General features: G+C 70.5%; 17 protein-coding genes. 8 read left to right on the top strand and 9 right to left on the bottom strand.

Annotation, left to right across the window (positions count from 1 at the left end; genetic code table 11):
* Positions 1 to 142 precede the first annotated feature (142 nt).
* Entirely contained in the window at positions 143 to 1,639 is a 1,497-nt protein-coding gene (locus tag AC1DXK_RS11205; protein WP_457106983.1) for a helicase HerA domain-containing protein, read from the bottom strand.
* 154 nt (positions 1,640 to 1,793) lie between these two features.
* Between AC1DXK_RS11205 and AC1DXK_RS11200 the strand changes: the two genes are divergently transcribed.
* The 5 genes from AC1DXK_RS11200 to dksA all read left to right on the top strand — a co-directional run bounded on the left by AC1DXK_RS11200 (position 1,794) and on the right by dksA (position 7,086).
* The gene (locus AC1DXK_RS11200) at positions 1,794 to 3,041 is read left to right on the top strand and encodes an Hsp70 family protein (protein WP_457106982.1); all 1,248 of its coding nucleotides are present in this window, start codon (positions 1,794 to 1,796) and stop codon (positions 3,039 to 3,041) included.
* A gap of 466 nt (positions 3,042 to 3,507) precedes the next feature.
* Positions 3,508 to 3,918 carry a cupin domain-containing protein gene (locus AC1DXK_RS11195; RefSeq protein WP_457106981.1) on the top strand — a complete coding sequence of 137 codons (411 nt, stop codon included), beginning with the start codon at positions 3,508 to 3,510 and terminating at the stop codon, positions 3,916 to 3,918.
* Between the two features lie 181 nt (positions 3,919 to 4,099).
* Entirely contained in the window at positions 4,100 to 5,473 is a 1,374-nt protein-coding gene (locus AC1DXK_RS11190; RefSeq protein ID WP_457106980.1) for an MBOAT family O-acyltransferase, read from the top strand.
* A 2-nt stretch (positions 5,474 to 5,475) separates the two neighbouring features.
* Positions 5,476 to 6,483 carry a hypothetical protein gene (locus tag AC1DXK_RS11185; protein WP_457106979.1) on the top strand — a complete coding sequence of 336 codons (1,008 nt, stop codon included), beginning with the start codon at positions 5,476 to 5,478 and terminating at the stop codon, positions 6,481 to 6,483.
* Positions 6,484 to 6,666: 183 nt separating this feature from the next.
* Entirely contained in the window at positions 6,667 to 7,086 is a 420-nt protein-coding gene (gene dksA, locus AC1DXK_RS11180) for an RNA polymerase-binding protein DksA (RefSeq protein ID WP_012322444.1), read from the top strand.
* 48 nt (positions 7,087 to 7,134) lie between these two features.
* Here the strand turns inward: dksA and AC1DXK_RS11175 are convergent, their stop codons facing one another.
* The 3 genes from AC1DXK_RS11175 to AC1DXK_RS11165 are packed head-to-tail and all read right to left on the bottom strand — an operon-like array spanning position 7,135 to position 10,062.
* Positions 7,135 to 8,844, bottom strand: coding sequence for a TadE/TadG family type IV pilus assembly protein (locus AC1DXK_RS11175; RefSeq protein ID WP_457106978.1), 1,710 nt, complete (start codon positions 8,842 to 8,844; stop codon positions 7,135 to 7,137).
* The gene (locus AC1DXK_RS11170) at positions 8,816 to 9,472 is read right to left on the bottom strand and encodes a TadE/TadG family type IV pilus assembly protein (RefSeq protein WP_457106977.1); all 657 of its coding nucleotides are present in this window, start codon (positions 9,470 to 9,472) and stop codon (positions 8,816 to 8,818) included. Before AC1DXK_RS11170 ends, AC1DXK_RS11175 begins: the two co-directional genes overlap by 29 nt.
* Positions 9,460 to 10,062 carry a TadE/TadG family type IV pilus assembly protein gene (locus tag AC1DXK_RS11165; protein WP_457106976.1) on the bottom strand — a complete coding sequence of 201 codons (603 nt, stop codon included), beginning with the start codon at positions 10,060 to 10,062 and terminating at the stop codon, positions 9,460 to 9,462. Before AC1DXK_RS11165 ends, AC1DXK_RS11170 begins: the two co-directional genes overlap by 13 nt.
* 250 nt (positions 10,063 to 10,312) lie before the next feature.
* Between AC1DXK_RS11165 and AC1DXK_RS11160 the strand changes: the two genes are divergently transcribed.
* Positions 10,313 to 10,714, top strand: coding sequence for a hypothetical protein (locus tag AC1DXK_RS11160; RefSeq protein WP_457106975.1), 402 nt, complete (start codon positions 10,313 to 10,315; stop codon positions 10,712 to 10,714).
* The gene (locus tag AC1DXK_RS11155) at positions 10,711 to 11,181 is read left to right on the top strand and encodes a hypothetical protein (protein WP_477297769.1); all 471 of its coding nucleotides are present in this window, start codon (positions 10,711 to 10,713) and stop codon (positions 11,179 to 11,181) included. Before AC1DXK_RS11160 ends, AC1DXK_RS11155 begins: the two co-directional genes overlap by 4 nt.
* 3 nt (positions 11,182 to 11,184) lie before the next feature.
* On the opposite strand, the gene AC1DXK_RS11150 is transcribed toward AC1DXK_RS11155, so the two are convergent.
* The gene (locus tag AC1DXK_RS11150) at positions 11,185 to 12,462 is read right to left on the bottom strand and encodes an NAD(P)/FAD-dependent oxidoreductase (protein ID WP_457106973.1); all 1,278 of its coding nucleotides are present in this window, start codon (positions 12,460 to 12,462) and stop codon (positions 11,185 to 11,187) included.
* Positions 12,463 to 12,598: 136 nt separating this feature from the next.
* Here AC1DXK_RS11150 and gltX point away from each other — a divergent pair, with 136 nt between their 5' ends.
* Positions 12,599 to 13,939, top strand: a complete 1,341-nt coding sequence (gene gltX / locus AC1DXK_RS11145) for a glutamate--tRNA ligase (protein ID WP_457106972.1) — start codon at positions 12,599 to 12,601, stop codon at positions 13,937 to 13,939.
* Between the two features lies 1 nt (position 13,940).
* Here gltX and AC1DXK_RS11140 read toward each other — a convergent pair whose 3' ends face one another.
* The 4 genes from AC1DXK_RS11140 to AC1DXK_RS11125 all read right to left on the bottom strand — a co-directional run.
* Positions 13,941 to 15,227 (bottom strand): hemolysin family protein, encoded by a 1,287-nt coding sequence (locus tag AC1DXK_RS11140; protein ID WP_457107014.1) that lies wholly within the window; start codon positions 15,225 to 15,227, stop codon positions 13,941 to 13,943.
* 88 nt (positions 15,228 to 15,315) lie between these two features.
* Positions 15,316 to 16,092, bottom strand: coding sequence for a class I SAM-dependent methyltransferase (locus AC1DXK_RS11135; RefSeq protein ID WP_457106971.1), 777 nt, complete (start codon positions 16,090 to 16,092; stop codon positions 15,316 to 15,318).
* A 15-nt stretch (positions 16,093 to 16,107) separates the two neighbouring features.
* Complete coding sequence (locus AC1DXK_RS11130) at positions 16,108 to 17,316, bottom strand: MFS transporter (protein ID WP_457106970.1); 1,209 nt, start codon at positions 17,314 to 17,316, stop codon at positions 16,108 to 16,110.
* 80 nt (positions 17,317 to 17,396) lie between these two features.
* Positions 17,397 to 18,824 (bottom strand): OmpA family protein (locus AC1DXK_RS11125; RefSeq protein ID WP_477297766.1); only part of this gene is annotated, 1,428 nt, incomplete at its 5' end.

The following is an 18,824-nucleotide window of genomic DNA, read 5'->3' as shown; positions in this document are numbered from 1 at the left end:
GGCTGGCACCCGTTACGTAAGGCTAGAAGGGGCCTCTTAACCGTCGGTTTACGCTCTGTCATGTCCGGCGCCGTCCAAGCGAAGCCTGTCCGGCCCTCCCACCCTGCGGTGGACGACGTCACCGATTGGAGGACGCCGGCCCCTAAACCGCCCGCCGCTTCGGCCCCGTCGGCAGGATCTGCGGCTCGCCCGGCCCGGTCTCGACGCCGAGATCCGGCACCGCGATGATCGGCGCCCCGCGCAGGTCCTTGCGGGAGATGATCGCGCCGCGCTCCTCGAGATAGGCCAGCATCCGCCGTGCCCGGCCGCCCGAACTCGTGCCGTACGCCTCGGCCAGCATCGCGTCGGTGGGGCAGGCCGCACCCTCGATCGCCGCGCGGGCCACCACCAGGAACAGTCCGGCGAGGTCATCCGGCAGGCCGGCCGCGATGCTTTGCGCCCGCTCCCAGCCGGAATTGTCGGCCACCTCTCCTCCCGCTTCGGCCCGCGCCACCGCCAGCCGCCGCTTGAACTCCGGCAAACCCATCGTGTCGCCGCGCAGGCGTCGGATCCGGCAGCGGACGGTGAAGTCCTGATAGAGCGTCGCCGGGGTACAGGCCGCCGCGTCGGCATCCGCCAGCACCGAGGCCAGCACCTCGGCGAGCGCCGTCTCGCGGGCCTCCGGATCCATCGGCTCCTCCTCCGGGTCCTCCGCGGGTGCCGGCGGCCGATAGTTGGCGAGCTGGACGAGGACGTCGGGGGCCGGGGTCGGCCGCGGCCTCGGACGGGGCATCAGCGGCGTCGCGACCTCCTCGGGACTCGCCGTCAGGATCAGCGCGCGCGCATCCTCCGTGGCTTCGGGCAGGGGGACGAGCACCGGCGAGGAACTCCGGCTCACCGTCGCGGTCGGCCCGACCGCGATGGTGAGCGGGCGCCGCGACAGGGCCGGCCCTAGGGCCACGAAATGTCCGCGCGGCAGATCGCGGAACGTCTCGGCCTGCCGGCGCTCCAGGCCGAGGAGGTCGGCGGCGCGGGCCATGTCGATGTCGAGGAAGGTCCGGCCCATCAGGAAATTGGAGGCCTCGGCCGCCACGTTCTTGGCGAGCTTGGCCAGCCGCTGCGTAGCGATGACGCCGGCGAGCCCGCGCTTGCGCCCCCGGCACATCAGGTTGGTCATCGCCCCGAGGGAGAGGCGGCGCGCCTCGTCCGAGACCTCGCCGGCTGCGGCGGGCGCGAAGAGCTGCGCCTCGTCCACCGCCACCAGCATCGGGTACCAATGGTCGCGGTCAGCATCGAACAATCCGCCCAGGAAGGCGGCGGCCGCCCGCATCTGCCCGTCGGCGTCGAGGTTCTCCAGCGACAGCACCACCGAGACCCGGTGGGTCCGCACGCGGGCGGCGATCCGCTGCAGGGCGACGTCGTCGCCGTCCGCCTCCACCACCACGTGGCCGTAGCGGTCGGCGAGGCTGGCAAAATCGCCCTCGGGGTCGATGATCGCCTGCTGCACGAGGCCGGCGCTCTGCTCCAGGAGCCGCCGCAGCAAGTGCGACTTGCCGGAGCCGGAATTGCCCTGCACCAGGAGCCGCGTGGCGAGCAGTTCGGTGAGGTCGAGGAGCGCGGGGCGCTCGCCGGTCAGGCCGAGATCGATGTCGGAACGCATGGCGCCTCATAGCACGATGCGGCGGCTCCGGGCGGCCCGCCGCGGCGCTGTCCACGCTTCCCGCGATGTCACCCGTGCGCCATCCGCCCTGGACCCCGGCGCCGCCACCCTGTAGGGCCACGCCCCTCCCAGCTTGTCCCGGATCCACCCCACGATGGCGGCCTGCGGCCTCGATTTCGGCACGTCGAACACCACCCTCGGGGCCGCCGGCCCGGAGGGGCCGACCCTGCTGCCCCTGGAGGGCGCGCACCGGACGATCCCGAGCGCGATCTTCTTCGAACTCGGCGAAGAGCCGGTCATCGGGCGGGCCGCCACAGAGGCCTATGTCGAGGGCCGGTCCGGCCGGCTGATGCGCGGCCTGAAATCCGTGCTCGGCACGCCGTTGATGGACGAAGCGACCCCGGTCGGCCGGCAGCGCATGCGCCTGCGCGACATCATCGCCCGCTACCTGACGGCCGTGAAGGAGCGGGCCGAGGCCGCCTGCGGGCAGAGCCTCGACAGCGTGGTCCACGGCCGCCCGGTCCACTTCGTCGACGGCGATCAGGAGGCGGACCGCCGTGCCGAGGACACCCTGAGGGCCATCGCGCGCGACGTCGGGTTCCGGAGTGTGTCGTTCCAGTACGAGCCGATCGCCGCCGCCCTCGATTACGAGCGGCAGGTGCGGTCGGAGGAGATCGCCCTCGTGGCCGATATCGGCGGCGGCACGTCGGACTTCTCCATCGTGCGCCTGTCGCCCGAGCGCCGGGGCCAGGCGGACCGTGCCGGCGACATCCTGGCCAACGACGGCGTGCGCATCGGCGGCACCGATTTCGACCGGCAGCTCAGCCTCGGCACGGTCATGCCGCTCCTCGGCCTCGGCAGCCCGATGCGCCGGGGCGACCTCGCCGTGCCGAACGCCTACTTTCACGACCTGGCCACGTGGTCGGCGATCAACCGGCTCTACAATTCGAAGACGCTGCGCGAGATCGACGAGGTGATCCGCGACTGCGCCCGGCCCGATCTGGTCGCGCGGCTGCGTGAAGCGGTCGAGGGCGAGCGTGGGCACGCGCTGGCTGGCGCCGTGGAAGTCGCCAAGATCGCCGCCTCGGAGCACGCCGCGACCTTGCTCGATCTCAGCCTCGTGGAGCGCGGGCTCGCGGTGCCGGTCGACCGCGGCACGCTCGCCGCGCAGACGGATGACCTCGCCCGGGCGGTGGCAGCCCGGATCGGGCGCTGCCTCGCGCAGGCGGAACTGGCGCCCGAGCGGATCGACGCCCTGTTCCTGACGGGCGGCTCCACCGGGCTGCCGCATCTGCGCACCGCGCTGACGGCCGCCTTGCCGGCGGCGCGTGTCGTAGAGGGCGACACGTTCGGCTCGGTGGGCCTCGGCCTGACGATCGAGGCGGCCCGGCGCGCAGCGTAGTTGCTCTCGCCGGTCGGCACCGGGCCGACAGCCTTGCGCGGGTCGCCGGTCGTCACCGCACTCCGCTCGTCATCGCCGCCGCAGGGCGTTGCCCGTGTCGTCCCGGGAACCACCGCCCTCTGGCCGGCAGGACGGATCCGGAGAACGCCGCTGTTCGGCAGACCCTGCCGGGTCGCCGCAGCCACCCGCGCCCGTCTCCCGACGGACGTCGCCCGCCAAGTCACGGCCGCCAGGCCGACCCCCAACTGTCCATCAGGAGCAAAGTGCCGGCCGTCTTCGCCTGCGATCAATTGCGTTGTCATACTGAAAAATTGCGCTTACATTTTTAAACTCTGTCAATCGCGATCAATTTGGTGTGACGATCAGGTAAAATCTGGTTTTTATACAAAATTGGCGTCCCGAGGTCATTCCTCGGTCCGAACAACCTGTTTCGAAGATCTGCGGTACGCAGGCGGGAAGGAAACGCATGTTGACCAGACGGATGTTCACGGGCTGCGCGATCTGCGCGGCGGTCGGATTCGTCGCGGATGACGCGTCGGCACAGGCACCGGCCGGATTGAAGCGAACGATTACTTCGCGCATCGATGGTCCGACCCCGGGCTACGAGACGCTCCAGGTCATCGTCGATATCGAGCCGAATTTCGTCATCGACTGGCACACGCACCCCGGCATTGAGGCGGGCTATGCCCTGGAAGGCGTCGGCGAATTGCAGATCAAGGGCGAGGCGGCGCGGACGATCAAGCCCGGCACCGCCTGGGTGACGGCACCGGAGACACCGCATACGCTGAAGAACGGAGCGGACGCGGCCAAGCTGTTCGTCACATTCACCGTTCAGAAGGGAAAGCCTCTGGCGACTCCGGTCCCGGCTCCGACCTGAGCGTCCCGGCCACCGCGCTTCAGATCCTCGAACCGTCATCGCCCGCGACCCGTCGGCGGTCGGCGATCCATGACGGCTTTCGGGCGGCGATTGACGGGCCGGCGCCGATCCTCGACAAGGCGGTCCCTCTCGCTCGGAGACAACGGCGGCCCATCCGGGCTCCTCCGCGCCGCCTCGCCCGATGCTGTTCAACTCCTTCGTCTTCCTCCTCGCCTTCCTGCCGGCCGCGCTCATCCTCCATGGGCTGGTGGCGCGCGCCGCCCCCGCATGGCGGCTGCCGCTCCTCGTCGGCCTGTCCTTCGTATTCTACGGCTGGTGGGACGTGCGATTCGTGCCTCTTCTCGCCGGCTCGATCCTGGCGAACTGGTGCGTCGCCCGCCTCTACCGCCGCTGGCCCGGCCCCTGGCTGATCCCGGCCGCCATCGCCGCCAACCTCGCCCTGCTCGGGGTCTTCAAGTACCTCGATTTTGCCGCCGACCTCGCCAACCTGATCCCGGGCTTGGAGACGCCGCGGCTCGGCCTCGCCCTGCCCCTCGGCATCTCGTTCTTCACCTTCCACCACATCATGTATCTCGCCGACCTGCGGGCCGGCCGGGCGCCGAGCTTCGGGCTCGTGAAATACGCCCTCTACATCGCCTTCTTCCCGCAGGTTCTCGCCGGCCCGCTCGTGCGCTGGAGCGAGATCATGCACCAGTTCGACGAGGCGCCGTATGCCCGGCCCGACGCCGCCGAGCGCTTCGCCCGCGGGCTCATGCTGCTCACGGTCGGGCTCGCCAAGAAGGTGTTCCTCGGCGATCCGCTGGCGGAATACGTGAACCCGGTCTTCCAGGCCGCCGCCGCCGGCAAGGCCGTCACGGTGGTGGAGGCGTGGCAGGCGACGCTGGGCTTCACCTTCCAGATCTATTTCGACTTCTCCGGCTACACCGATATGGCGCTGGGGATCGCCCTGCTGTTCGGCCTCGTCCTGCCGCAGAATTTCGACGCCCCCTACCGCGCCACGTCCCTGCAGGATTTCTGGCGGCGCTGGCACATGACCCTGTCGCGCTTCCTGCGCGACTACCTCTACATCCCGATGGGCGGAAACCGCCGCGGTCTGCCGCGGCAGGTCGGGGCGCTCGCCGCCACCATGACCCTCGGCGGCCTGTGGCACGGGGCGGGCCTGACCTTCCTCGCGTGGGGTGCGCTCCACGGGATCGGCCTCGGGGCCGGCCTGCTGGTCCGCCGGACCCGGATCGCGATCCCGGCGCCGGTCGGATGGCTGCTCACCAGCCTGTTCGTGGTGCTGACCTGGGTGCTGTTCCGGGCGACGAGCTTCGAGGCGGCACTGGTGATCTTCAAGGGCCTGTTCGGGCTGGCGCCCAGGGGCGCGGGCTTCAAGTGGCGCACCATCGCGATCGCCGCCCTGGTCGCCACGGTCGGACCCACCGCCTGGAACGCGGTGCACCGCCTGCCGCCGCGGCGCCTCCTCGCCGCCGGATTCGCCCTGGTGTTCGTGCTCGTCCTGCTGAAGATCGGCGACGATGCGAACTACGAGTTCATCTACTTCCAGTTCTGAGGATGGCGTCCGCTCCCCCCACGACCGACCGGGACTGGCGCCGCTTCGCCCGCACCCTGTTCCTGACGATGGCCGGCCTGTTTGCGGGCTACCTTGCCCTCGCGGTTCTGGTCGACCCCTACGATACCGGCCGGTCGACGCTGCTGTCCCGTGGCGCCGTGCGGCCGCAGGGACCCCGCACCGCCTCGGCCGTACGCGGGCGCGATCCGGCCTACAGGGGCGTCGTGATCGGCAACTCGCATATCCAGCTCATCGAGCCCGCGGCCCTGACCCGGCTCACCGGTGTGCCGTTCCTCCAGCTGTCGGTGCCGGCCACCGGCCCGGCCGAGCAGTTCGCGCTGCTCGGCTGGTACCTGCTGCACCATCCCCGACCGGAAGTGATCGTGCTCTCGGCCGACTCGTTCTGGTGCGCGGACGACCCGACGTTTCCGAGCGAGCACGGATTTCCCTACTGGCTCGTGGGCGACTGGCCCGCCTATCTGAGGGGGCTGATCCGCTTTTCGGCCGCGCAGGAGACCATCAACCGTCTGGGCTGGCTGCTGAACCGGCACCGCAAGATCGCCGCAGCCGACGGGTGGTGGGACTACGAGCGCAATTACCTGAGCCAGGGCTTCGGCATCGACCCGGCCAAGAAGGCGGCGCTCGAGAAGCCCGTCGGTCCCGAGCCCGAGCCGCACCACGGCGGCCCCTTCCCGATCGCGACGCGCCTGCGCGCCGAGCTGGCGCGGATCCCCGCGACGACACCGGTGGTCGTGGTCTTTCCACCCGTCTACGCCCGCGCCGAGCCATCGGCCGGCAGCCCCCGTGCGAAGGTCGAGGCAGCCTGCCGGACCGAAGTCCGGTCGGTCCTCGCGACGCACCCGTTGAGCACCGTGGTGGATTGGCGCGACGGCCGTCCCGAGGCGGCGGATCCGGACGAGTTCTTCGACCAGACCCATTACAGGCTGCCGCTCGCCCGGACGCTGACGAGCGAGATCGCGGCCGCGATCATCCGGTTGCGGGCCAGATGACAGAGCAAAACTTCTGTACCGTGGCCTGTTTGCCGCACGCACCGAGGCAGTGACAGCCAGTTACAACCGCTGCATCCGTGTGCGTTGTAGCGCTGAGGCACCTCGACTATACGGCACCTCACGTTATCGCCGCACACCGGCCATCCCCTGGTGGGCGGTTTACCAGCCAGTCGAGGGTGACGCATGGCGAAGGTGCAGCTGGAGGACGGCTACGTCCCGTCCGACGACGAGCCCTTCATGAATGACCGGCAGCGCGAATATTTTCGGCGCAAGCTGCTGAGCTGGAAGAACGACATCCTGCGCGAAGCGCAGGATACGCTGGTGGCGCTCCAGAGCGAGAACGAGAACCATCCCGATCTCGCCGATCGCGCCTCGTCCGAGACGGACCGGGCGATCGAGCTGCGGGCGCGGGACCGCCAGCGCAAGCTCACCGGCAAGATCGATGCGGCGCTGGCCCGCATCGAGGACGGCTCTTACGGCTTCTGCGAGGAGACCGGCGAGCCGATCTCCCTGCGCCGGCTGGACGCGCGGCCGATCGCCACCCTCTCCCTGGAGGCCCAGGAGCGTCACGAGCGGCGCGAACGCGTCTATCGGGACGACTGATCCGGCCCCGGCTGCGGGCCGGGATGCCGCTCTCTTCGACCGCAGGCTCTACTGCGTCAGCCGCAAAGCGCCGATGCTCGCCTGGATCGTCTGGAAGGCCTTGATCAGGTCGTCCGACGTGTTGGCGAGAAAGTATTGGTCGGGCGTCGAGGCGCAGTTCTTCAGCAGGGTCTGACCGGCCGCGTCGATGGGGTCGGACGGAATGCTGAACCCGATCGTGTAGATCGAGACGTTCACCGCCCTGGCGTTGCTGCAGGCCTCCGCGGTCAGGGCGTCGAGGGCGGAGCGGGCCGTGTTCGCGTCCGCGATGTTCTGATATTTCGGCGGCATGCGCGGATTGGCGGTCGAGCCGTTGGCGTTCTTGAAGTAGCCGGCCGCGAAATAGAGCGACCCGGTCGGCGCGTACGGGTTGGCGCTCCAGCTGTTGGTGCCGTCGGTCATCAGGATGATGACCTTGTTGATCGTCGTCGCGGACGAGCTGCTCGAACTCGGCGCATAGGGCTGTCCGTCGGCGAAGACGCTGTTGGGCGAGAGCGTGCGCCAGCCCCACATGAAGCCTTCATGGATGTTGGTCGACCCCATGGGCGCCATGTTGTTGATGAGGGTCTTCAGGGTCGACGTGCTGTTGGTCAGCCGTTGAAGCGGCTGGGTCGTGCAGCCGAAATTCGGGCCGTTCGGGATGCCGAGGGGGGATGCGGACACGGCGTCCGTCGGGTTGACGTATTTGCACGCCTGCCCGAGGGCCGTGGTGTACGAGTTGCTGTTCTGGCAGCTGCCGCCGGTGCGGTCATCGATGTAGCTGTTGTAGCTGTAGGCCGTCGGATTTTGGCTGCCGACCGGGAAGGGAGCGACCTGCGAGGTGCCATCCCCTGGCTCGTCCGGTGCCAGGAGCGGCACGTAGTAGGAATCCTTGTTCGAGGCGGAGGGGGCGCCGTCCTGCACGTTGAGCGGGTACGCAAGCGACTCGAGGCAGCCGGCCCAGCCCCAGGCGCGATTGACGGCCTGCAGCTTCGCGAAGACGTCGAATCGGCTCTTGAACGGCGTCGGAGGCGACTGGATGATATTCGTCCAGTGGTAGCTCGATACGCCGTTCAGATCGATCCAGGAGGCGTAGCGATAGGCGGTGGGATCCACCGCCACGGCACCCGCGAAGGGCACGATCGCGATCTTGGTCGCGCTGGAGAAGGCCGCGCTGGTGTAGACGTAGTCCACGAAGTTCGCCGCCGCGACCTGAACGGCCTTCAGCTTCGACTGGCCGCCGCTGGATTCCGCCATCGAACCGGTATTGTCGAGCACCAGCGCGATTTCGAAGGTCTTCGGCAGCGGGGTGGCGCATTGCGCGACGGCCCCCGGGTTGATCCGCTTGGTGCCGGTAAGCGCGCCGAAGAAGGTCGTCGACAGCTTGTGCGTGGTGAGGGTGATCTTGCGGGGGTTGCTGGTGATGGCCAGGGGATCGACCACCAGGTTCGCCGTCCCCATGGCGCCCGCCATGGTCGTCACGGCGAGGGTGTTGAGGTCGGCCTGCGGGGTCGCGAGCGGCGTCTGGCAGAGGAGCAGCGCCGTGGCGTCGGTCGCGGCCTGCAGCTTCGTCTCCAGCCGCGTGGCGAAACCGTAATCGATCGCAGCGCCGCCGAGCATCAGCATCGGCACGCTGAGGAACGCGAACAGCATGGCGACATTGCCGCCGCGATCCTGGACGAGGCGGTGTCGCCACCGCTTGGCCGCGCCGTCAGGACGCGCGATTGATCGTCGTGCCATCGCAATTCGCGTGATTGGCGTCCGGAAGGACGACTTCGGTGTAGGTGTTGGTGCCGTAGGTTTTTCCGCCACGGGTCGGCCACGGCGCGCTGCTCGTGAACGTGATCGTGTCGCCAACGCCCCTGGCGAGCTTGACCAGGGCGCTTCCGATCATCGGTGCGTAGGTGATGCTGACCTCCGCCAGGACGTAGCGCATCCCTGCCGTCTGGTAGCCGTCCGGGACGGTGAGGCCGGTCGCGGTCCCGGGTCTGCGCGCGGTGGCGTTGGCATTGGCGACGCTGGAGCAGACCAGCGGCACCGGGCTCGGATTCTTCAGGTCGACGCCCATAGCGCTGACCACGATCCTGACCTTCGACGTATCGAACGGGCGCATCACCGCCGTGGCGGAGGCGATGATGTCGTTCATCAGGGTTGGGCTGATCGGGTTCTGCGTGTCGCCCTGCGCGGTCAGGTCCGCGACGGTACGGGCCAGCTGCGTGAGCTTGCGCCACTCGTCGATGGCGTGCGCAACCTCGGTCATGCCCGCCCAGATCGCGAGCAGAAGCGGCAGGATGACGGCGAATTCCACCATCGCACTGCCACGCCTGTCGCGCCGCAGCCGTGCGGCCCGGCGGGTCAGGACGGGCATGGGCTCGCTCCGACGATCTGGTAAGGCTCGGTCCGGAACACCGCGGTGGAGGTCAGAAGGCTCGATCCCGTGCTGGACCCGCTGGTGAATTGCCGCGTGTTCAGACCCATCAGGTTGAAGAAGGTCGGGAACGGCACCGCCGCCGTGACGATCACGATCGTCCCCGGCTGCGCACACCGGTAGTTGGTTCCGAAACTGGTGCTCCAGGTGCCCGTCGCGGTGTCGATCGACTTGCTCGCGCTGGCGCCCGAGAAGGTGCTCGCCGTCGCGACGTCGATCTTGGCGTTCTGGCAATTGAAGACGTTGGCGATGGGCGCGTTGGCCGGCCCGCACATCCGCGTCTTCAGCGCAGCGAGCAACGTCGCGGGATCGGTCTGACCCGCCGTATCGAGCTGGAACTGACCGGTGAAGATCGTTCGGACGGCATTCTGCAGAGCGCGATCGAAGTTCTGCGTGGCCCAGATCTGGAAGGCGATCTGGATGATCGCGCCGCACAGCGCCAGGAACGGCAGYGCCACGAGGGCGAACTCCACGGCGGCGGCGCCGCCGGCATCACGCCCGAGCGCCTTGAGAAGACAACCTGACGTCACTCTATTCGCTAGGCGTATTGGTCCTCGGCCGTTCATGAGCAAACAGAGCGATTCAATCCAAACATCACGACTGATGTGGCCACAAGTCTTTGCGAAAGCCTTAATCTGATCGCGCAGACCCGGCGCGCTACGGTGTTTTCACTATGGGTTGTGTACACAGTGTCGCGATCGGCCGGATCCGTTGACGCATCGTGGCCCCGCACCAGTTCGGTCTCCGCAGGCGTGGCCGGAGAACCGCAAGAGAGCCTCTTTGATCGCGATCGTCGCCGGAGCGGCGGCGACGCTCGCGCTCACCGGCTGCGAGGCCCCGAAACCCGGGCCGGCCGGGCCTCCGGGCGCGAAGGGGGATCAAGGTCCGCCGGGGCCGCAGGGACCCGCGGGACTCAACGGCGCCACGGGCGCCCGGGGTCCGACGGGCGAGACCGGACCGGTCGGACCGCCGGGACCGTCCGGCCCGGCCATGAACAGCCAAGTGCGCCTCGACGTCGCCTGCCGCCGCGACGAGGAATTGATCGGCGCCTATTGCCGGGGCATGGCCGTCTTGCCGTCCGTAACCGTCACGGACGGCGTCTCCACGGTCAGCTGCCTGGACATGACCGCCAAAGCCGCCAAGGATGCCGAGCCCGTCGCGGTCTGCATGAAGACGCCATGAGATTCCTCCTTCCGACCGTCCTAGCGGCATCGGTGTCCGGCGCCGCCTGCGCGCAGTCGTTCGTTCCGTCGGAACGCGCGGCGATCGACCTCGTGAAGGACCGGCGCACCGCCGGCTTCACCACCGTGGCGCGGACGCTGGCCTATGCGCAGCGTGCGACCGGAGGCGCCTTCCGTTTCGGCGGGTACCAGGTCGATTATCGCCCGGGCGCGCCCTTCGCGCGGGTGCGGATCTGCTACCGCCTGGGGATMGACCCGCCGACCTGCGGGCTCGACTACCGCGTCGCCGTCAATCCCGCCCATGTCGAGCCGGCCGACCGCTTCAACGGCCTGTCGCGCGATCTCGAGCACGGCCCGCAGGCGTTCCTGCGGGCGCTCGCCCGCGAGGCCGATCTCCAGCGGCAGCCGGACGCACTGCGGAAGATCCAGGCGGCGCTGGAGCCGTACAACCCCTACGACTGGCGCTGACGATCAGATCAGCCGCGGCCACCGCAGGAGCCGCTCGGGCGCGAAGGCCGCCACCGGCACCGCCGGATCCCGCCCGGCGGCGAGGTCGGCGATGATCTCTCCGGTGATCGGTCCGGTCGAGAGGCCGATATGGCCGTGGCCGAAGGCGAAGAGCAGACCCTCGTGCCGGGGCGCCCGGCCGATCACCGGCATCCCGTCGGGCGTCGACGGACGGGACCCGAGCCAGGGCTCGTTGTCGAGGGGGCCGCCCAGCCGGAGGGTTCCGGCGGCCTCGCGGGAGGCCGCCTCGATCTGGGTGTGGTCCGGGGCGGCCTGACGGGCGTTGAGTTCCACGCCCGACAGGACCCGCACCCGCCGGTCGCCCATCGGCGACAGGATCGAGCCGGCACCGGTATCGAGAACCGGCCGCGTCAGCGGCGGGCTATCCGGATGCAGGGCATAGTGGCGATGGTAGCCGCGCTCCTCCGCCACGGCGAAGCGGTAGCCCAGGGTTCTGGCGATCGCGCCGGAGGCCGCGCCGGCGGCCAGGACGACCTGCCGGGTTTGGACCACGCCGCCCTCGTGAGCCACGCGCCATCCGTTCGACCCGGGCTCGAGGCGCGCGACGCTGCCCCGCAGGCGGCGCCCGCCGAGCCCCGCGAACAGGTCCTCGCAGGCCTCGATCAGCCGGCCCGGCTCACGCACCGAGCCCGTCTCGGTGAGCAGCATCGCCCGCGCGTAGGGACGCACCAACGCGGGCTCCAGGGCATGCAGGGCGGCCGGGTCGAGGATCTCGAACGCGACCCCGTGCCCCGCCAGGATCTCGCGCTCCAGGGCCGCGGCGGCGAAGGCGGCCTCCGTGCGGTAGACCTTGAGCCAGCCGGTCCGCTGCAACCGATCACCGGTTCCCGCCCGGGCCGCGAGGCGCTCGTGGGCCGGATAGGCGGCACTCGTCAGGGGCAGCAGCGCCGCGGCGGCGCGGCGCCATCGGGAGGCCCGCGCGGCCGCGAGGAAATGCGCCGTGTAGGGGATGATGCGCGGGAGATGCGCGTGGTTCAGGCGCAGGCCCCGATCGGCATTGCACAGGTAGGCCGCGAGCTTGCCCCACAGCGCCGGGCTCGACATCGGCAGGATCGACCCGCGGCTGACAACGCCGGCATTCCCGTAGGAGGTCCGCGCCCGCGCCTCGCCGGGATCGCACAGGACGACGTCGAAACCGCGGTCCCGCAACGCGATGGCGCTTGCGAGGCCGACCATCCCGCCGCCGACCACCACGATGTCGGCTGTCTCACCCGTCGCCATGCCGCTTCAGTCCGCCCTGCACCAGGGGCGACCTTCTGACGGGTTTTCGCGGTCCTGGGTAGCGGAGCGCGGACGGAGGCCTTTACCGGCGCGAAGTCCCGCGCACATTCCCGTGGAGATCGGCTAGAGAGCGGGCATGACCCTCGTCCGCTTCGCCCCCTCGCCGACCGGCTATCTCCACATCGGCAACGCCCGGCCGGCCCTGCTCAACGCCCTGTTCGCCCGCCGGACCGGGGGCCGCTTCCTGCTGCGTCTCGACGACACCGACGCGGAGCGCTCCACGGAGACCTTCGCCGCCGCGATCCGGGAGGATCTGGCCTGGCTCGGCATCGAGCCCGACCTGTTCGCCCGGCAGAGCGCCCGCAAGGCCCAGCACGACGCCGCGGCCGAGCGCCTGCGCGCGGCGGGCCGGCTCTATCCCTGCTACGAAACCCTGGAGGAGCTGGAGCGCCGCCGCCGGCGCCAGCTCGGGCGGGGCCAGCCGCCGATCTACGACCGGGCGGCCCTGCGCCTCACCGCCGAGGAGCGCACGGCGCTGGAGGCCGAGGGCCGCCGGCCGCACTGGCGCTTCCTGCTGGAGGCGCGGACCGTGACGTGGGACGATCTCGTCCGTGGTCCGGCCCATGTCGATTGCGCGTCCCTGTCGGATCCGGTGCTGATCCGAGCTGACGGCAGCTACCTCTACACGCTGCCCTCCGTGGTGGATGACGCCGATCTCGGCGTGACCCACGTCATCCGCGGCGAGGACCACGTCACCAACACCGGCGTGCAGGTGCAAATCTTCGAGGCGCTGGGCGCGGCCGTTCCAATCTTCGGGCACCATAATCTGCTGACCACGGCCGACGGGGAAGGTCTGTCGAAGCGACTCGGACATCTGTCGCTGCGCGGCCTGCGCGAGGCGGGCTACGAGCCCGCGGCGGTGCGCTCGCTGGCGGTGCTCACCGGCTCGGCCGAATCGGTGCGGGCCGTGCCCGACCTCGACACCCTCGCGAGCCTCGTCGATCTCGGCGAAATCTCGCGGGCGCCGGCCCGCTTCGACCCGACCGAACTCGACGGCCTCAACGCCCGCCTCGTCCACGCCCTGCCCTACGCCGCGGTGGCCGAGCGCCTCACGGCTCTCGGCATCCCGCAGGACTCCGCGGAGGCCTTCTGGCTTGCGGTGCGGGCCAATCTCATACGGGTGCCGGATGCTGCCGCATGGTGGCAGGTGGTTGCCGGCCCGGTCACGCCGGTGCTGTCGGAGCCCACGGTGATCGCGGCCGCGTGCGAGACCTTGCCGCCCGCGCCCTTCGGCCCCGACACCTGGAAGACCTGGACGGCTGAGATCCGCAGCCGGACCGGCGCGAAGGGACGGGGCCTGTTCATGCCGCTCCGACTCGCCCTGACCGGTCTGGAGCACGGCCCGGACCTCGCGGGCCTGCTGCCGCTGATCGGGCCGGACCGCACGGCGCGGCGGCTGGCCGGCGAGACCGCCTGAGCTACCCGGCCTCGGCGTCCGCCAGCTTGGTCGCCAGCAACTTGTCGACGCGCCGTCCGTCGAGATCCACCACCTCGAAGCGCCAGCCGGCGATGTCGCAGGTCTCGCCGGTCTCCGGGAGACGCTGAAGCATCGCGATGACGAGGCCGGCCGCGGTGGCGTAGTCGCGCGAGGGCGGGAGCCGCAGGCTCAGCCGATCGGCCAGTTCGTCGGCGGGCATCGAGCCGGCGATCAGCCAGGATCCGTCCGCGCGGCGGACCGCGTCCGGCTCCGTATCCTCGGCCGGGAACGCCCCCGCGATGGCGTCGAGGATGTCGGCGGGCGTCACGAGGCCGTCGAAGTGCCCGTACTCGTCGTGCACCAGCGCCATGGGCACCGGCGCCTTGCGCAGGGCCTCCAGGGCATCGAGGGCGTCGAGGGTGTCGGGCAGGACCGGGGCGCGGCGGACATGCGCGCGCAGGTCGAGCGCTTCGCCCCGGGCAAGAGGGCCGATCAGGTCGCGCAGCTGCAGCACGCCGATCATCGCGTCGGGACCGCCATCGGCCACGGGCAGGCGCGCATAGGCGCTGCTGAGCACCCGTGCCCGGACGACCTCCGGATCGTCGGTGAGATCGATCCAGACCACGTCGGTGCGCGGGGTCATGACGCCGCGGACCAGCCGATCGCCGAGCCGCAGGACACCGGAGATCATCGCCCGCTCGTCGCCCTCGATGACACCGGCGGTCTCCGCCTCGGCAACGAGGCTGCGGAGTTCCTCCTCGGTCACCGCGCTGGCGCTCTCGGTCTCCTGGCCGATCAGCCGGAACACCGCCCTGGTCGAGGCGTCGAGGAGCCACACGGCCGGCAGGGCGGCCCGGGAGACCACGCGCATGCCGGGCGCCACCGCGCAGGCGATCCGTTCAGGGTCGCGCAGGGCGAGATGCTTCGGCACCAGCTCGCCGATGATTACCGACAGGTAAGTGATCACCGCGATCACCAGGGTGTAGCCCAGCGTGTCCGCCAAGCCCTTGCTCAGGCCGAGGTCGATCAGCACCAGGGCGAGGCGGTCGCCTAAGGCCGCCCCCGAGACCACACCGGACAGGATGCCGATCAGGGTGATCCCGATCTGCACGGTCGACAGGAAGCGTCCCGGCTCCTCGGCCAGCGCCAGGGCGGCCTGCGCACCGGGCCGGCGATCCTCGGCGAGAGCCCGAAGCCGGCTCTTGCGCGCCGACACCACGGCCAGCTCCGACAGCGAGAAGACGCCGTTGAGCGCGATCAGCAGGATGACGACGACGAGTTCGATCAGGCCGGATCATTGAGCCGCGACCCTGCCGGGCGGGGGCGGCTCCCTCTGGTGGCGCGAGGCTGCAACATGGGAGCGCGTCTGCGGCCGGTCAACGGCCAAGCCTCGGGCGCGCCTCGATCAGTGCGGCATCGAGCAGGAAGCTGCCGTCGGACTCGATGCGGAAATGGGCGGTGACCTCCGCGGGCGCCACCGCCTGAAGGGACCGGATCGCCGCGACATGGGCTGCGGGCGTCCGCATCCGGGCGATCCAGCTCGCGAACTCCATGCGCGGCCGGCTGGGGGTCGTGTTGTCGACATCGAAGCCCGCGACCTCCAGCAAGGCGCGCCATTCCGACACCCGGTAATCGCGCACATGCGACGAGTCGCGAAGCAGTTCCAGCGCCTGCAGGTGCGTGTCGAGCAGCGGATCCTCTGGGGCGACGATGTCGCTGACGACGAGGAACCCGTCCGGGCGCAGCACCCGCCGCGCCTCCGACAGCGCGGCCGCCACATCGCGCCAGTGATGGGCGCTGTAGCGGGTCAGGACCGCATCGAACGCGGCGTCCGGGAAGGACAGGACCTCGGCGCCGCCCTGACGGGTCTCGACCCGGTCAAGGCCGCGCCTTGACGCCTCGGCGGCGACCGCCGCCAGCATCTCGGCCGACAGGTCGTAGGCCGTGACCACGGCGCCGGCGGCGGCGGCCGCGAAGGAGACGTGGCCGCCGCCGCAGCCGAGGTCGAGAACCCGCGCCCCCGGCCGGGCGCGGACCCGTTCGCCGATCCGGTCGAGGTCGGCACCGGCGGCGTGCACGGCGCTCGTGACGTAGGCGGCGGCCTGCGCTCCGAACTGGTCGACGACGTGTCGCACGTGGCTGCGCTCGCTCATGGGCGGATCTCCGGTTCAGGTCGCCAGCGGCGCGAGGCGGGACAGCCGAAGGGCGATGATCAGTGCCAGACCGTACAGTCCGCCCACGAACAGCACCACGCCGTTCCAGCCAGAGTGGGCGAAGAACCAGCCGCCCGCGGTGCCGAGGACCGACGAGCCCAGATAGTAGAGGCACAGGTAGATCGAGGAGGCCTGCGCGCGGTCCCGCAGGGCGCGCCGCCCGACCCAGCTGCTCGCGACCGAATGGGCTCCGAAGAAGCCGATCGTCGTGACCACGATGCCGCTCACGATCAGCAGGATGCTGTCGGCGAGGGTCATCAGGATGCCGGCGAGGCCGACGCCCGTGGCGAGCCACAGGACCCGCCGCCGCCCGAAGCGGCTCGCCAGCTCACCGGTGACAGGGCTGCTCACCATCCCGGCGACGTAGACCGAGAAGATCAGGCCGATCACCGTCTGGCTCAGCGAGAACGGCGGATCGAGCAGGCGGAAGCCGATGTAGTTGTAGATGCAGACGAAGCCGCCCATCAGCAGGAAGGCCTCGGCGAACAGCCACGGCAGGCCGGCATCGCGGAAATGATGGGTGAAGCTGCCCGGCACCTCCCGCCACGCCAGGCGGCGGGGGACGAAGCGGCGCGAGGGCGGAAGCCCGCGCCAGAACGCCACGGCGGCGGCGAGCGCGAGGCCGCCGATCAGGGCGAGCCCGGCGCGCCAGCCCAGATGGTCCGCCATGACTCCGCTGATCAGGCGGCCCGACATGCCGCCGAGGGCATTGCCGCCGACGAGCAGTCCCATCGACAGGCCGATCGCCTGTGCGTCCATCTCCTCGGCGAGGTAGGCCATGGCCACGGCCGGCAAGCCGCTGGCGGTCAGTCCGGCAAGGGCGCGCAGGGTCAGAAAGCCGTACCAGCCCGGCACGAGGGCCGCCACGATGGTGAGGAGCGCCGATGCGACCAGCGAGGCCAGCATCACCGGCTTGCGCCCCCAGAATTCCGAGAGCGGGCTGACCGCCAGCAGCGCCACCGCCAGCAGGCCGCAGGGCAGCGACAGGGCGAGGCTGCTCTCGGCCGGCGAGACGCCGAATTCATCCGCGAAGATCGGCAGCAGCGGTTGCACCGCGTAGAGCACCGCGAAAGTCGAGAACCCGGCGGCGGCGAGCGCCAGCGCCGTGAGGCGGAAGACCGGTGTGCCCGACCGGATCAGCCCGCCGTCCGCCTCGCTCGCCATCGCCGTCCCGTGCTGCGCATACTCGCCCGGTGGTGAGGCTGAAGCCCGGCGCCGTCAACCGTCGGTGCCGGGCCGCGTCCTCAGCGCGGCGGCGGGGCCTGTCCCTGACCTTGCTGGAGCAGCGGCGTGATCCGTCGGACCGTGACGCGGCGGTTCTCCCGCGACGGGCTCTGCGTGTTCACCTTCAGGTACTGTTCGCCGTATCCCTGCGTGGTCAGGTTCTCCGGGGGCACCTGGAACTGCTGGGTCAGCACGGTCGCCACCGACTGCGCCCGCCGGTCCGACAGGGACAGGTTGTCGATGTCGGACCCCACCGCGTCGGTGTAGCCCTCGATCAGGAAGACCTCCTGCGGGTTCGCCCGGATCGCCTTGTTGATCGCCGCGGCGATGACCGACAGCCGCGCCGCCTGATCCGGCGTCACGGTGAACGAGCCGGTGTCGAAGGTGATCGTGTCGATGTCGACCGACCGCATCCGCGCGCGCAGATCCGGGCTGTAACGGATCTGATCGAGCGTGTAGCGGCGGTCGACCGCGACCACCGGCGGCGCCGTGAGCGCCTCGTACACCGTCCCCTCGTCCGCCTGATCGTACTCGACGATGTAGCGATCGCGCGGAATCCGGATGTCCGGCGGCGGCAGCACGACGACGTCCTCGTAGATCGGCCGCGGCGGTCCGGCATAGCTGTTGTCGATGATCAGCACCTCGCGGCCGTCGCGGAAGCGGCGGTAGCGGCGCAGCAGCCTGCCTCCATCATCCGTGACGGTGACGATCTGCTCGCCGCCCGGCCGGTCGATGAAGCTGTAGAAATCGGCTCCGCGCCGTTCGTAGCGGTAGCCGCGCGGGTCGAGATCCCGGAAGCGCTCGTTCTCGTCGTGGCGGATCAGGTAGGTGTCGCGATCGCGGACGATGATCCGGCCCGGCTCCCGATAATAGGTGTAGCCCCCCTCGCTGTACTCGCGCCGGTCGCGCCGGACCTGCTCGTAATTGCGGACGTCGTCGTCCTGGCGGAAGCCGCCCGGGATGTAGCCCGGTTGACCGGGCGCGTTGAAACTGCCGCGATCAGCCGGGCGACCCGGGCTCGGTTGAGCCGGCTGGCCCGGCAGCACCGCGCCCGGCGGCACCCCGCCTGGCGCCGGAGCCTGACCCGGAGCCGGTGATTGTCCCGACGGCTGGAACGGCCGGCCTGGTACGCCCGGCGCCATGTTCGGCGGGACGGGACGTCCGGGCTCCGCGCCGGGAGCGCCATTGGTCTGGAGACGACCATCGGGCTGGACGTCCTGGCGCTGCACCGGCCGGCCGGGCATGCCCGGAGCCATGTTGGGCGGCACGGGCCGACCCGGCTCCGCGCCGGGGCCGGCATTCGGCTGCGTACGGCCTTCGGGCTGCGCATCCGGCCGCCGATCCGGCCGGCCCGGCGCGCCGGGCGCCACATTCGGACCCGCGCCGGGGGCGGCGTTCGGAGGCGGCGATCGTGTCTCGGGGGCGGGTGTTGTCGGGGGCGGGTGTTG

It is taken from the genome of Methylobacterium sp. P3_A11, from assembly GCF_056403155.1.
The sequence above is the reverse complement of the archived record's forward strand: the minus strand, read 5'-3'. Positions and strand labels throughout refer to the sequence as shown.

What these genes read in the sequence shown, in the direction of transcription:
- AC1DXK_RS11135 (WP_457106971.1), bottom strand. Translation starts at nt 16,092, where the DNA reads ATGAGCGAGCGCAGCCACGTGCGACACGTCGTCGACCAGTTCGGAGCG.
- AC1DXK_RS11170 (WP_457106977.1), bottom strand. Translation starts at nt 9,472, where the DNA reads ATGCCCGTCCTGACCCGCCGGGCCGCACGGCTGCGGCGCGACAGGCGT.
- AC1DXK_RS11190 (WP_457106980.1), top strand. Translation starts at nt 4,100, where the DNA reads ATGCTGTTCAACTCCTTCGTCTTCCTCCTCGCCTTCCTGCCGGCCGCG.
- AC1DXK_RS11200 (WP_457106982.1), top strand. Translation starts at nt 1,794, where the DNA reads ATGGCGGCCTGCGGCCTCGATTTCGGCACGTCGAACACCACCCTCGGG.
- gltX (WP_457106972.1), top strand. Translation starts at nt 12,599, where the DNA reads ATGACCCTCGTCCGCTTCGCCCCCTCGCCGACCGGCTATCTCCACATC.
- AC1DXK_RS11185 (WP_457106979.1), top strand. Translation starts at nt 5,476, where the DNA reads ATGGCGTCCGCTCCCCCCACGACCGACCGGGACTGGCGCCGCTTCGCC.
- AC1DXK_RS11150 (WP_457106973.1), bottom strand. Translation starts at nt 12,462, where the DNA reads ATGGCGACGGGTGAGACAGCCGACATCGTGGTGGTCGGCGGCGGGATG.
- AC1DXK_RS11205 (WP_457106983.1), bottom strand. Translation starts at nt 1,639, where the DNA reads ATGCGTTCCGACATCGATCTCGGCCTGACCGGCGAGCGCCCCGCGCTC.
- AC1DXK_RS11130 (WP_457106970.1), bottom strand. Translation starts at nt 17,316, where the DNA reads ATGGCGAGCGAGGCGGACGGCGGGCTGATCCGGTCGGGCACACCGGTC.
- AC1DXK_RS11195 (WP_457106981.1), top strand. Translation starts at nt 3,508, where the DNA reads ATGTTGACCAGACGGATGTTCACGGGCTGCGCGATCTGCGCGGCGGTC.
- dksA (WP_012322444.1), top strand. Translation starts at nt 6,667, where the DNA reads ATGGCGAAGGTGCAGCTGGAGGACGGCTACGTCCCGTCCGACGACGAG.
- AC1DXK_RS11175 (WP_457106978.1), bottom strand. Translation starts at nt 8,844, where the DNA reads ATGGCACGACGATCAATCGCGCGTCCTGACGGCGCGGCCAAGCGGTGG.